At 38.8% G+C, this 13,444-nt stretch carries 14 protein-coding genes and 1 riboswitch; of the genes, 7 read left to right on the top strand and 7 right to left on the bottom strand.

Annotated elements, in window-relative coordinates:
* Positions 1-109: 109 nt before the first annotated feature.
* From VXN63_RS01840 to VXN63_RS01810, 7 genes are all read right to left on the bottom strand, one after another.
* On the bottom strand, positions 110-1,168 hold the full coding sequence (locus tag VXN63_RS01840; RefSeq protein ID WP_327756266.1) for an alanine racemase: 1,059 nt from the start codon (positions 1,166-1,168) through the stop codon (positions 110-112).
* 2 nt (positions 1,169-1,170) lie between these two features.
* Positions 1,171-2,319: a M20 metallopeptidase family protein gene (locus VXN63_RS01835; protein WP_327756265.1), complete on the bottom strand. Its 1,149-nt coding sequence runs from the start codon at positions 2,317-2,319 to the stop codon at positions 1,171-1,173.
* 77 nt (positions 2,320-2,396) lie between these two features.
* Positions 2,397-3,110 (bottom strand): 2,3,4,5-tetrahydropyridine-2,6-dicarboxylate N-acetyltransferase, encoded by a 714-nt coding sequence (gene dapD / locus VXN63_RS01830; RefSeq protein WP_327756264.1) that lies wholly within the window; start codon positions 3,108-3,110, stop codon positions 2,397-2,399.
* Positions 3,111-3,114: 4 nt separating this feature from the next.
* On the bottom strand, positions 3,115-3,846 hold the full coding sequence (dapB, locus tag VXN63_RS01825; protein ID WP_327756263.1) for a 4-hydroxy-tetrahydrodipicolinate reductase: 732 nt from the start codon (positions 3,844-3,846) through the stop codon (positions 3,115-3,117).
* Positions 3,847-4,731, bottom strand: coding sequence for a 4-hydroxy-tetrahydrodipicolinate synthase (gene dapA / locus VXN63_RS01820; RefSeq protein WP_327756262.1), 885 nt, complete (start codon positions 4,729-4,731; stop codon positions 3,847-3,849).
* A gap of 15 nt (positions 4,732-4,746) precedes the next feature.
* Positions 4,747-5,721, bottom strand: a complete 975-nt coding sequence (locus VXN63_RS01815) for an aspartate-semialdehyde dehydrogenase (protein ID WP_327756261.1) — start codon at positions 5,719-5,721, stop codon at positions 4,747-4,749.
* A gap of 31 nt (positions 5,722-5,752) precedes the next feature.
* Positions 5,753-6,955, bottom strand: a complete 1,203-nt coding sequence (locus VXN63_RS01810) for an aspartate kinase (RefSeq protein WP_327756260.1) — start codon at positions 6,953-6,955, stop codon at positions 5,753-5,755.
* A 96-nt stretch (positions 6,956-7,051) separates the two neighbouring features.
* Positions 7,052-7,263, bottom strand: a riboswitch (Lysine riboswitch).
* Positions 7,264-7,444: 181 nt separating this feature from the next.
* On the opposite strand from VXN63_RS01810, the gene VXN63_RS01805 reads away from it, so the two are divergent.
* From VXN63_RS01805 to VXN63_RS01775, 7 genes are all read left to right on the top strand, one after another.
* The gene (locus VXN63_RS01805) at positions 7,445-8,302 is read left to right on the top strand and encodes an aldo/keto reductase (protein ID WP_327756259.1); all 858 of its coding nucleotides are present in this window, start codon (positions 7,445-7,447) and stop codon (positions 8,300-8,302) included.
* Between the two features lie 37 nt (positions 8,303-8,339).
* Entirely contained in the window at positions 8,340-9,251 is a 912-nt protein-coding gene (locus VXN63_RS01800) for an alpha/beta hydrolase (protein WP_327756258.1), read from the top strand.
* Between the two features lie 161 nt (positions 9,252-9,412).
* Positions 9,413-10,561: a hypothetical protein gene (locus VXN63_RS01795; protein ID WP_327756257.1), complete on the top strand. Its 1,149-nt coding sequence runs from the start codon at positions 9,413-9,415 to the stop codon at positions 10,559-10,561.
* Complete coding sequence (locus tag VXN63_RS01790) at positions 10,558-11,763, top strand: hypothetical protein (RefSeq protein ID WP_327756256.1); 1,206 nt, start codon at positions 10,558-10,560, stop codon at positions 11,761-11,763. The genes VXN63_RS01795 and VXN63_RS01790 overlap by 4 nt, the downstream gene beginning before the upstream one ends.
* Before the next feature lie 16 nt (positions 11,764-11,779).
* A complete protein-coding gene (locus tag VXN63_RS01785) occupies positions 11,780-12,679 on the top strand; it encodes an ABC transporter ATP-binding protein (protein WP_327756255.1) in 900 nt (299 codons plus the stop codon).
* A 50-nt stretch (positions 12,680-12,729) separates the two neighbouring features.
* Positions 12,730-12,942 (top strand): hypothetical protein, encoded by a 213-nt coding sequence (locus tag VXN63_RS01780; protein WP_327756254.1) that lies wholly within the window; start codon positions 12,730-12,732, stop codon positions 12,940-12,942.
* A gap of 231 nt (positions 12,943-13,173) precedes the next feature.
* The gene (locus VXN63_RS01775; RefSeq protein ID WP_327756253.1) at positions 13,174-13,431 is read left to right on the top strand and encodes a hypothetical protein; all 258 of its coding nucleotides are present in this window, start codon (positions 13,174-13,176) and stop codon (positions 13,429-13,431) included.
* Positions 13,432-13,444 lie beyond the last annotated feature (13 nt).

Raw genomic sequence — 13,444 nt, 5'->3', positions numbered from 1 at the left:
ATAAACCGAACTTTGTGATTTATTATCAATAAAACCTGGAAAGATGAGTTTATCTTCACATTTTTTTACATTGTGAAATGTAATCAATATAAGGTTGTTAGAGGCAATATTATTCTGACAGTGGAATTTCGTTTATTTTAAAGGTGTGATGATTTAAACTCGCCATTTGTTCTGAAATAGCGCCGACGCCTTTCTGTCTGAAGTACTCTAATCTCAACTGATCATTATATAGATAAACACGATCTCCAATTGAAACGGAAGTATCCACTTTGACCATTAAGTGGCTCATCATTAAAACGGCTATTGGAAAAGTCTTTTGGTTGATCATGACTTCGTGTTTTGAGCGCGTTCTTAAAATACCATTACCGTATCCAATATCACAAATGGCTAGTAGCGTATCTTCTTCAGCTATAAAAGCTGCTGAGTAGCCGGCTGATTGCCCTTTGGGAACAGAAACAATATCTTTAACCGTAGCACTTACTTCAATAGCTTGTGAAGCCAAGGATTCTGGTAAGCCATAATAGGGTAGCGCGCCATAAGCAATGGCCCCGGCTCTAATATGTGTATGCTGACTAAAGAGACCGTCTCTCAAGTAAGAGGCGCTATTTTGTGCATGAATAAAGGTTAAAGTATGCAAGTAAGGTTCTAATACTGTCAAAACATTGGACCAGTTTTCTTTTTCGATTTCGTAGCGTTCATCTGTTAATTCGTCCGCAAAGGCGAAATGTGTCCAGATACCTGTTATGGTTAGAAGTTGCTCGTCAAAGACTGTTTTCATTTCTTCACCGGTATCAAATCCAAATCGGTTCAAAAGGTTTTTGAATACCAAGTGAATTTTAATGCCTTTTATGTCTTCTTTGTATTGATGATAAAATGTTAAATTCGGTACGGTTAAGCTGATATCATGTTCACGTAATACGTCAAATTCGGTTGAAGGGTCTAGTAGTACGATGGTGATCTGATTATCTTGTTTTCTCAACCAGACGGCTTCTTCTAGATTCGTAGTAGCGTAACTTCTGATTCCAGCTTTATAGAAAGCTTTATAAGCGCGTTCCATACCAAAGTTATAAGCGTTATTCTTTACAACGACTAGAACATCTTGTTGGTCTTGTAGAGAACGAGCTTGCTCGAACAACCGTTGTTGGTTAAACGTTAATATCGCTGACATAGTTACTCTCCTAAATGATTTATTATTTCCTGAAAGTACTGAACACCATAAACGAGAACCGATTCATCAAAATTGAAAGTCGACGTATGCAGTCCACTAGTATAACCTTTGGATGTATTTTTAATCCCTAAAAAGGCGAAATTTGTTTGTGTGACTGTAGAGTAAAATGAAAAATCTTCTCCGAATAAATAGGGTTTAGCTTTCAACGATAAAGATAATCCTGCTGAAGCTGCACTTTTTTCAACTAGGTCTAAAAGAGAAGCCGGATTGATGACAGGAGGATAACCTTCTGTAATAGATAAAGTGGAGCTAGTACCAAAGATTTGATCATTGCTTTCAACAATTGCGCTTAATTGACTTTTGATGACTTCAAGATCTTCCGGACTATACGTACGGATCGTCCCTTCAAGGTAACCGTTGCTAGCTACGGTGTTGATGGCCTCGCCAGCATCCATTTTACCGATATGGATGACATTCTGATTCAAACCAGACAATTGGTACTGTTGAATCTGAGCAATCTGGTTCACGATATTGGATAGTGCGCCTAAAGCATTTGCACCGGTTTCTTTCTCGGCAACATGAGCAGATCTTCCTTTAATGCGAATGCGGTATTCTGTAGCGCTCGCTGTAAGTGGGCCTTCTTTGGTTAAGAGTACGCCTTCATTAGTATCTGGTCCTAAATGTACGCCAAACAAGCCTTCAAGGTTATACTCCTCAAAAGGGAATGCTTTTATCAGTGCATTTGCACCCGCATTAGATTCCTCAGAAGGTTGAAAGACGAGTAAGACATTATGCTTCAGTTGGTTCAAGTCTTGCTGAGCTTTACACCATTCAGCAAATGTTAATAAGATAGAAGCATGCCCATCGTGACCACAAGCGTGCATTGCTAATGGGTGCGTCGACTCAAAAGGTACACCCGTTTCTTCAATAATCGGTAAAGCATCAATATCTGCTCGAAATCCAATGGTTTTGTCAGAATTTCCTTTCAAGTAAACAACGGTTGCAGTTTCTAGAGGTGAAAGGTAGTCAATAGATAATTTTTCTAACTCTGAGCGAATATACTCTGTTGTTTTGTATTCTTGAAAAGATAATTCGGGGATTAAATGTAAGGCTCTTCGGTGAGTTGTGACACGTTCTTCGTAATCAATCATTTAAAAGCTCCTTGAGTTCAGTATAAAGATAAGCTGAAAGCGAAATCCTAAAGAGAATTTCGCTCGGCTATCTGTTTTTAGTTTAAGTTTCTTAAAGCAGAAACAATATCAATTTTACTCGCTTCTACATCGCTTGATTTTTTAATGATTCTTGCAGGGACACCTGCTACAACGGTATTTTCTGGCACATCTTCTGTTACGATTGCACCGGCAGCGACCACAGCACCTTTTCTAACTGTAACGCCTTCAAGGACAACAGCGTTAGCACCAATCAAAACATTGTCTTCAATGACGACAGGTTTTGCACTAGCAGGTTCAATCACACCAGACAATACTGCGCCAGCACCAACATGTACGTTTTTCCCAGTTGTTGCGCGTCCGCCAAGAACAGCACCCATATCAATCATGGTTCCTTCGCCAACAATCGCGCCAATGTTAATCACAGCGCCCATCATAATGACGGCATTATCTCCAATTACAGCGTGTTCTCTGATGAACGAACCAGGTTCAATACGTGCATTCACTTCAGAAGCATCTAAAAGCGGAATAGCTGAATTTCTTCTGTCTTGTTCCAGTACGTGATCAATTAAAGCCTCTTTGTTATCCACAAAAAAGGTTTTCCATTCTTTAAGATCAGTGAAGATAGTATAACTGTCTTTATTTCCGAATACTCTAAACGTATCTGGAAAATCTGATTTCGATAAAGAGGTATTCACATAGATTTTTACAGGAGTCGTTTTTGTAGACTCACTAATGTATTGGATAATTTCTTGAGCTGAAAAGTCGTTCATAAGTTTATTCTCCTAAGTTATGGTACGTGTAGTAACCATTTTGTTTGTGTTGTAATGTTTGAGCCACAGTCAAAGCGCCACTAGCGAAAATGTCTTTTGACTGAGCGGAATGTTTAATCGAAATCACTTCATCATGACCTGCATAGATCACTTCATGTTCGCCAACAATGGTTCCGCCGCGGATAGAAGAGATGCCAATTTCTTTTGGATCTCGTTTTTCTGATGCTTCGTGACGATCGTAGACTGGCTGAGCAGCGGGCTTGGCACTTTCAACAATTGCATCATACAGCTTAACCAAGGTACCGCTTGGAGCATCAACTTTTTGATTGTGATGCTTCTCAATCATCTCAATATCGAATTGTTCAAGCAGTGGGGTAGCATATTTGATGATTTCGGTCAGGATATGCACACCGTAACTCATATTGGCACTAAAGAAAACCGGTTGCGTTTGGGCTTTTTCTTGCATCAACTCAGCCAAACGATCTTTTTCGCCAGTTGTTGCAATGACAAGTGGTGCTGTGATCGATGATTCTAGTAAAGCGGTTGTGAGTACTGGATGAGAAAAATCAATGACTACATCGACTTTGGGTAAAGTATCATCAAAGGTTGAGAACACTGGATACTGATCCGCTTTTTCGTCCGGTGTAACCACGCCAGCAACCCTGTGTCCTTGTTCTTCTGCGAGTACTGCGACACGCTTATTCATTGCACCGTATCCAACTAATAAGATATCCATCTATATACCTTCTCCTTTTAAATGACGGAAGACTTCTATGATAGAAGCTTGATCCATTTCTTCAAGTGGTACAAGAGGGAGTCTGACTTCATATTGACCAAACCCTAGAAAACTTGTTAAGACTTTAATGGGAATTGGATTGACATCTATACTCAAAACTTCAACGACTGGATGCAGCTCTCTATATATCAGATTCGCTTTAGCGATATCGATCTTAACAGCTTCAAACATCATTTGATATTCGCTGGGTAGTACGTTGGCAGCAACAGAGATGAGACCATGTCCACCTTGAGCAAAGAAAGGTAAGGCCAGATCATCATTTCCTCCATAAAAGGCAAAAGCATCATTCACCACGGCTTGTAGGCGACTTAAATGCGTTAAATCTCCCGTAGCATCTTTAAGACCGACGATATTTGGATGCTCAGCTAGTACTTGCAGAGTTTCAGGTTCAATGGTCATACCCGTTCTTGCGGGAACATCATATAAGATGATGGGAATGTTTACAGCATCAGCGATCGCTGTAAAATGTGCCACTAATCCTCTTTGACTTGTTTTATTGTAGTAAGGGGTGATCACAAGCAAGGCATCTACACCGAGTTTTTCCGCTTTTTTAGAGGCTTTGATACTTGCTTTTGTATTGTTTGAGCCAGTTCCCGCAATTACGGGGATCTGTCCATCAGAAACCTCAAGCGCAACGTTCAGCAAGTTCATTTTTTCTTCGGTTGAAAGCGTCGATCCTTCACCGGTTGTACCATTCACGATGAAACTTTGAATCTGATTGTTTTTCAAAAACATTAAATGATTCCTGAACTGTTCATAATCAACGGCATCTTCCGTAAAGGGTGTAGTAACGGCAGCGCCAATTCCTGTAAATAGATGAGACATTAATGGTTTCTCCTCTCAGTTCGTTAATTGTTGTAAAATCTGTACGGCATTTAATGCAGCACCTTTTAAAATATTATCGCTGACTGTCCAGACATGGTAGGTATTTTTAAGGCTATCGTCTTTTCGTACACGTCCGACAAAAATGCCTTCTTTACCACCAGCTTGAATGGGCATTGGATATTGGTCATTTTTAGGATCATCCACTAAAGTAACATAGGGACTTTCTTCAAATAACTGCTGGATAGCTTGAACCGTTGTTTCTTTTGTCAGTGTAACATTCATGGCAACGGAATGCGCACTTGTAACGGGTACGCGTACACAGGTCGCCGTTACCGGAAGTGTTGGAAGACTGAGTATTTTTCTCGTTTCTTCAATCATTTTCACTTCTTCTTTTGTGTAGCCATCTTCTTGAAAAACATCAATATGCGGGATCACATTATTATAAATAGGGTGCGGGTAGTTCAGTGGTTCTTTTCCTTGTTCACCGCGTTTTAAGTCTTCGATGCCTTTCCACCCAGATCCGGAAACAGATTGATAGGTCGTATAAGCCACCCGTTCAATACCAAAGGCATCTAGTAGAAGTTTTAGTGGACCAACAGACTGTATGGTCGAACAATTTGGATTGGCGATGATCTTTCTAGTTAGTACGGGAGGGTTTACTTCAGGAACCACTAAAGAAATTTCTGGGTCCATTCTCCAAGCACTAGAATTGTCAATAACGACTGCACCGTGTTGTTCAAAAAGAGGAGAGAAGGTTAGACTCGTTTCACCCCCGGCAGACATCAAAACATAATCAAAAGGACCCGTTGTTTTGTCTTCAGTCAATTCCTGAACAACCACTTCTTCTCCTTTAAACTGTACGATTGATCCTGCTGAACGGGCAGAAGAGAATAGAGTCAATTTTTCAATGGGAATATTTTTTTCTTCTAGTAAGCGAAGCATCGTACTACCAACTAATCCAGTAGCGCCGACTACGGCAATTTTATACATAAGAACGTCCTTTCTTGTTTTAAGAGGTGGATTATAGATCGAACTTTTCGCAAAGCAGTTTCGTTGCTTTTTCACCATTGGTTTCATCAATCACACAGGAAACACTGATTTCAGAAGTAGTTACTTGGTAATAAGTGATGTCTGATTCAATCAAAGTTCTAAAGATCTGAGAAGCGACACCAGACATATCTCTCATTCCTGCACCAATAACAGAGATCTTGGCATAATGATCAACGATGCTGACCGTCAAATCATGATAATGACCTTTCAACTGATCAAAAATTTGAACGAGCTGTCGTTCATCGGAATCCTTAGCGGTGAAGGATAATTGCATAACATCCTGATTTCTAATTTGAGAAATCATATCAATATTAATTTCTTCTTTTTCAAGTTCAACAAAAATATCATTTAACAACTGAGCACCGTTTGAAGGGTCTGTTAAGGTTACATGAGCCATATTTTTATCTAACGCAACTCCAGTGACGGCTTTGTGTTCAAGTATTTGTTCGTTCGGCACGATCCAAGTTCCTTTCTCTTTAGAGAGTGTTTTAGCAAGATAAAGCTTTATCCCATTATTATTTGCCAGTTCCACGCTTCTCGTTTCTAGTACACCAGCACCGAGGGCAGACATTTCCATCATCTCTTCATAGGAAATTTTATCCCAACGTTTGGCTTTAGGGAAAATCCTAGGGTCAGTACTATAAACACCGGTAACATCTATATAGATTTCACAAGTTGTCTTCAATGCTGCAGCCAATGCAACCGCTGTGGTGTCTGAACCTCCTCGACCCAGTGTAGTCAGTTCACCTTCTTTATTGAAGCCTTGAAAGCCAGCGACAATAACGACCCTATTCGTTTCGAACAATTGGTCGAACAAATCAGTTTTGATTGAAGAGATCTTACTTTTTAAATGATGACCAATGGTTTCGATGCCAGCCTGGTAACCCGTTAACGGTTTCGCTTTAACCGCTAAATCATTCAAAGTAATAGAAAGATAAGAGATCGTTTGCTGTTCACCGGTCGTTAGTAGCATCGCGAGATCTTGATCATTTGGTTTTGAGGTAATTTGTCCAACATTACGCAATAAGTCATCGGTTGTTTTGCCCATTGCGGAAACGACCACAACAAGTTCTTCTCCCTGGTCGGTTCGTTCTTTGAGATATAAGGCGATCTCTTTGATTTTTGATAGATCGGAAACACTTGATCCACCAAATTTTAATACGCTTCTTTTCATGGCGTTCCTTTCCAAACTTAGTGAGACTGCCTTTGGTACCCTAGAGTATACAAAAAGGACAAGTCGAAGTACCGACTTGTCCTAAAGAATCTATATACAAGCGGAAGCACTCCGTAAAGTAGATACCCTATTCAATTATTAGGCGTCTACTTATATTCATACGGCAGTCTGCATATTCTTCATATGCAGCCCAACAGTTAACCTTACTGTAAAGATTAACCATTTCGGCAGATTTCCCTTTCATTATCAAGAACTTACAGGTTCTATTGCTGATAACTACTTTTGATTTCTGCGCCTCATCCAGTCATTCAGTTTTAATTTGTTATTTGCATATAACCTTATCAAAAATGCAAAAGAATGTAAACAGAAATCTTTTTGAGAGGTAAAAGAATGCAAAACAAAGCGCTTGATAAATCTATAGTGTTTTTCGATTAATAAAAAGAGGTAGTATTGATATACTGGTAGAGAATTCATAAGGAGGGTCCAAAGATGAAACAACAGATTCAATTCCCAGATGGACAGACAGTACTGAATTTAGGCCAAGGAACTTGGCGCTTAGGCGAGGATACCAGTAAGCATAATCAAGAAATAACGGCGCTTCGCTCGGGAATAGACCGCGGCTTAACATTGATTGATACTGCAGAAATGTACGGCGAAGGGCAATCAGAGAAACTTGTTGGAGAGGCAATCTCTACCTACAACAGAGAAGACTTATTTCTTGTTTCAAAGGTGTACCCTCATCACGCAGGAAAATCAGACATATTTGATGCCTGCGACCGAACCCTTGAACGTTTAGGCATAGAGACACTCGACTTGTATTTACTCCATTGGAGAGGCCGTGTGCCACTACAAGAAACGGTCGACTGCTTTGAAGAACTGAAACGTCAAGGTAAAATCAAAAACTGGGGTGTATCCAACTTTGACTTAGAAGACATGCAGGAACTTTTAGCACTAGAGGGTGGCGAGAACTGTCAAACGAACCAGGTTCTTTACCATTTAGCTTCTAGAGGAACGGAAGTCGTCTTGCAGGACTATCTAAAAGAAAAAGGTATTCCCATGATGGCCTATTGCCCAGTGATTGGACAAGAACCGGACTTGAAAGAACGTGTCTATAATGATTCAACGGTTAAAAAGATTGCTGATGCGCATGAGATTTCCATCATTCAATTACTACTAGCATTCGTGATGCAACAAGATAACGTTATTGCGATTCCAAAAGCCAGTAGTGAGGAACACGTCCAGTTGAACGCTGACGTTTTGGACGTTACTTTACCTGAAGAAGAGCTAAACCAGTTAGATGCCGCTTTCCCTGTGCCGGATCATAGAGTCCCATTAAGTATTCAATAATTGGGGAAGATGAATAGCATACTAAGGAGATGATTTCTTGGAGTTTGAAATGAAATATGATTCGTATACAATGCCCAAATCATCTGCCCAAACGGCAGGAATGAAAACAATCCAAGCACAGATGGACAATATCGGTGCAAAAATCATTAAAGAAGACCATGTTTATCAGCGAAAAAACGGGTTGAATTTACGGATTCGAATGGTCTATCCAAATACCTTGGCACCTAAGAAGCCCTTCCCATTAGTTGTTCATATACAAGGATCTGGGTGGTTTGAACAAGATCTTAATGGAACAATTATGGAATTCAAAGATCTTGTGACAGCCGGATACGCTATGGCTATTGTAGAGTATGCGCCACTACCTGATGCCATATTTCCTAGCCAAGTCGAAGATGCTAAGATGGCTGTTCGTTATCTAGCAGACCACGCAAAAGAGCTGGAAATCGATATGGATCGCATCTTGCTGTGCGGCGATTCTAGTGGTGGCCATACAGCTTTAATGGCCTGGTCAACCTGGAACAAGCCATTACTGGATGCATCAAAAGATCCACTGCCGGAAATTAAAGGGTGTATTAATCTCTACGGAGTATATGATCTGCTTACGATTCCGGATAAAGAATCGGCGGTTGATCATAGAAAGCCAACGAGCCCAGACAGTCTTCTCATAGGCGGATTCTTACCAGAGGATTATCCGGAAAAAGCAGAGAAAGCGTCGGTTCCTTATTACCTTAAGCAAGCCGATGCATTGGTACCGCTACTCATTATTCATGGTAATAAAGACACATTAGTTCCATTTGAACAAAGCGTAGAGCTTTTTGAACTCTGTAAGGAAAAACAGATTCAAGCAGAATTTTACTGCGTGGATGGCGCTGATCACGGAGGTCCGACTTTTTTTACTGATGAAGTTATTCAAATTATGTTGGATTTTATAGAACAATGTTTGAACTAAAGTGATACAATTTTAAAACAAAGTAGTAGTCCCTTCCTTAGGGCTACTACTTTGTTATTTTTGCAATATTAAAATAATGTTAACTATTCTATTTAATTTGTAATGTTTTTTTTAATATAATAGACCTCATAGGATAGTCAGTGAACAATAGGAGGGATCCTGTGAGAGAAAATTTCGGATTTGAAATCGAATTATTCATAAGAGACCGAAAGAATGGTTTCTTGTTTTTAGGGGTAACCCTATTCTTAATCGGCTTACTGTTTTACATACCGTACCAACAAGTGAATGACATTCACGACAAAACACAAAAGGAATTACACACTGTTAGAAATACCATTTCCAGCTTTCCGGTACATATTGTAGAAGAAGATCCGGAAAGATATCCTGTCTATCAAGATGTTTTGAAGGAGTCGCAATTGATTGGAAGCCAGGAGGTCGCTTTGACCTTTTACAATGATTTGAAAGAATATACTTCTATAGGACTTGAGCTAGCACAATCAAGACTACAAGCGCATGAAAAAGGGTATGAATCATTTAATCAAAATTTCTTTGTACCGTTAGAGCAATCTTTAAGAGAGTCCGTTTACTATGAGGCTTTAGAAGATCAAAATCAGTTGATCGAAAGAGATGCGCAGAGTAGTTCAACGTATCTGGTCTTAGCCATCTCCGCTTTCAGCAGTGTGTTTTTTGTCTTTCTACTTTTACTGACAAGCGATATTCTGACAAAAGATGATGCTCACTCTACCGTTATTCAAGCTTATCCAATCAATGAGAGCCAAAGACTATTTGGAAAACTAATGATTTATGTTACGGCCACTATTTTGACGATAGTAGGGTTATTTGCAGCAGGATATGTCTTATCGCTTATTCCATTCGATGCAGGAACAATGGATTATCCAAGAGTGATTTATACAGCGTCTGGATACGAAGCTGTATCGACTAGTCAATTTATTTTAAGAACGCTTTTGATCGCTGTATTCTTTACGATTCATACGACGTTACTAGCAGCTGTATTGAATACTTTATTGAAGAATCGTTACCTGACACTCTTCCTTGGAAGTAGTTTACTGCTTTGTAGTTTTTTGTTTTCTAGAATATGGGCTTTCCTAGCTTATACACCAATTGACTATTTGAATCCAATTGGTGTATTGGATGGTGCTACCTCGGAGCGTTTTGGCCAAAGTGAGATAGACTACTCTAGAGCCCTCTTAATTTATGGGGGATGGAGTCTTGTCTATCTACTCGTACTGTCTATTTCTTTTTCAAAAAAACACCGGTCATCAAGGATGCGTAAGGAGGGGGGACAATGAGCGCTTATTATATATTTGAATTAAATGCCATGATTCGAAACAAAAAGAATCTTGCAGCGGTCATTTTATTTTTACTCGCCACACTTTATTTTGTATTCGTCATTGATCCAAGTTACCGACCAGATGAAAGTATTAATGAAGTAGAGATCCAACAAGAATACGACGAGATGTCGCACTGGTTAGAGAATTACCAGGGAGAAGGGTTAAGTTCAGGAGCCACTTTTGCTTTGAGTTATTTCCCACCGCTTGTTGAAATCAATGAAACTCGATTAGATGCAATAAATCAGCAGGACTTTAAGGCTTACTCAACAGCATCTGCAGAATGGTATCGTTATAAAGATCAATGGATCTATTCGTCTCCAGAATTCCTTTCTTACAATAAAGCGTATTACGGTATCGATCAGGACTATCCTCTTCAAGAGGGGAGATATTGGTATTTAAATACGGCTACTCGTTACAGTGCTTATGTTGATCGTAACCTTGAAATCTCGCCGGCTGTATTAGAAGAACGTACAGCCTTGCAAACGGGTGCTAGGGTCTGGAATTCAAGTATCTTTCCAATGGCTTTGATTGGATTAGTCGTTGTCTTTTCTATTGATATCGTTACAAAAGATCGAGCGCATCTAACTGTCGTCAGAAGTTTCCCGTTATCTTTTGCACAAAAACTCTGGGTAAAGACAGCTGTTGTTTTGACAGCATTTAGTGTAGTCAGTGTAAGTATTTTTGCGATAGGACTAATCCTTGTTAGTTTTAGAGAAGGCTTTGGATCACTATCCATTCCAATGACTGTATTTAACGGGCCAACCCTTATGGAGGAACATTTTCACACTATTTCTGTGGGACTTTTTTATCTTCAATCAATAGGATTGATGTTGGTCATTGCCTATTTATTTATTCGTTTTATCATTCTGTGTAGCTTGCTGATTAAAAATGAATATTTTAATTTATTGATTGGTTTGACAGTGATTTTCACAGAAAGACTGTATTACATTCGTGGAATTGGGTATTTCTCAACTGTCGATTTACTACCCTCAACCTATTTTCGTGTCGGAGAAGTCCTATCTGGATATCAGAATCACCTATACAACTCTTCAGCTATCTCTTTTGAAATAGGGATGTTTTCGCTAATCGGAACCATTTTAATCGTGGAGGTCTTCATCATTTTAGTTAGTCGATTCAAATCCATTAGAGCAATTATTTAGTCAGGAGGAAAAAGTTGTGCTTAAAGTCAGCAAAGTATTTAAAGCTTTTGGAGAAAAAGAAGTTCTAAAAGAAGTTAGTTTTGAAGCTCAGCCAGGAGAAATTATTGGATTAGTTGCACCAAATGGGACAGGTAAGTCAACGCTTCTAAATATTATTATGAATTTCCTTACACCTGATGCAGGGGAGGTAACCATACTAGATAAGTTTGGATATCGTTCAAAAAAACAAGAAATCCAGATGCATCAGCGCTTATCCTTTCTACCAGAATTGAATGATCTGTATGAAGAACTCAGTGGGTATCGGCACTTAACATTATATGCCAAGATGTGGAAAGGGAAAGTAAATGATATAGACCCTATTGTTAACTCCTTAAATATGGCGCATTATGTTAAAAAGCCTGTTGGAACTTATTCTCTTGGGATGCGTCAAAGATTAGCTTTCGCCATGTTGCTTGCAGCTGATACAGACGTTATGTTGATGGATGAAGTGATGAATGGTCTAGATCCCGATAATGTAACCTTGATAACAAATGAGTTAATAGAATTAAAAAAACAAGGAAAAGTGATTCTAATTGCGTCACACTTGTTGGACAACTTGGATCTATACGCTGACCGGATTCTCTTTTTTAAAGACGGAAACATTTTATTGGAGACAAGAGAAGACGAATTAGAACAAATCAATCACACTTATATTAAAATACAGCTGGATAGAGCGGAATTCGATAAGTTAAAAGGATTAAAAAAATTCCCAGATAACACACAATATATTGCTGGGAAAATTGTAGCTATCCCATTAAAATCTCTTGAAAAAAGCGAAATCAGTGACTGGATTCAGTTTTTCATCGACCAAGATATTTTGAACGTTACCATTGGTCAAATAGGCACAGCTGAATGGTATGAGGAATTTTACAATTGATTGAGTTTAATGGTAGGTTTTAATGACGCATGATCAGGAGGCAACTATTTATGTTTAAGAAGTCAAAGAACCAGGACAATTTTGGTAAGATTGAATTAAGTGAAGAAGAAGAAACGGAGTTATATGGAAGTACGGGATTCTCATGTGTAGGTGGATTTGCTCTTGTTTTCCTCATCATTATAGTCTTCGTACTTGTGATCATTGGATTACTTTACTATTCAACCATTTTCGATTTAGATCTTTTCAAATTTTTCTTTGGATAAAGGGATAAAGCGATTTCGGTTATTTTCATTATTTTGAAAGGAATGTTTACAAAATGCTCAAAAAAAGAAACTGGATTTATTTCATAATCATGCCACTTATAATTGTTACGATATTTGAGTTCATACCAACTGAAAATTTAAATACACTTCCGAGGATTCTATTAGGTGGTTTAATTGGATTTCTAGTAAGTATGGTATTAGAAATTTTTTTAAAGAAAAGGAGGGGGAGCAATGAGTCTGAATAAACTTTTAAAAGAATTTAAGACTATATCCAATTTGAAAAGTACTGGTGAAGAAGTAAAACAAACTAGTCCTCAATCGCTCAGAAACAAAGTGATTTATATTTCAGGAGGTATTTTTGGGTTTTTAGCATTTACTATAGGTATGGCGTATATTGAAGAGTCAGACCTGTTCATATTTGTCGGTATAATGGGTATGATGATCATGATGTATTCAATTCAAAAATTAGTTGAGGGAATGATGGATTGAAAATTTGAAGGAG

The organism is Marinilactibacillus sp. XAAS-LB27, assembly GCF_036039175.1.
Lineage (GTDB): Bacteria > Bacillota > Bacilli > Lactobacillales > Carnobacteriaceae_A > Marinilactibacillus.
Note: the sequence above shows the minus strand (reverse complement) of the source record. Positions and strands in the feature narration are given on the sequence as shown.